The 501-nt window shown below is 61.7% G+C and carries 1 pseudogene; it reads left to right on the top strand.

Going from position 1 to position 501, the window contains the following annotated elements:
- Positions 1-501, top strand: a pseudogene (locus A3754_RS26885) (penicillin-binding protein activator LpoB); the annotation flags it as partial.

The following is a 501-nucleotide window of genomic DNA, read 5'->3' on the forward strand; positions in this document are numbered from 1 at the left end:
CTACGGCGCCAAGATGGGCGGCTACGACCCCTACGTCCGCGTGCGTTATCGCCTGATCGACACCACCACCACGGAAATCCTGTGGAGCGATCTCTACGAGTGGGACAAGCCGGAAGCCACAATCCGTGCCATGGCCCGCGAGCAGAAAATTGATGACCGCAACCATCCGGAACGTCTGGCTGACATTCTCTATCCCGAGATTGCCCGCGCCATCGCCGGCGATGCCACCGACGTGCTCTACCCGGTGCAAGTGATCAAGGTCGACGGCGAGACCGTGTTCCTTAGCCAGGGCCAGGGTCGTCTGGAAAAAGACGGCATCATGAAGGTGTATCGCCCTGCCGGGGAAATGAAAGACCCGGATACCGGCATGACCATCAAGCTGGAAGGCGAAGCGCTGGCCACCCTCAAGATCAGCGACGTACGCCCCGACTATGGCATTGCCCGTGTGGAAGGCGAAGCCGGTGCTCTGCAGGTGGGTGACCGCGTCCGCCCGGACAAGCA

The organism is Alcanivorax sp. HI0083, assembly GCF_001635175.1.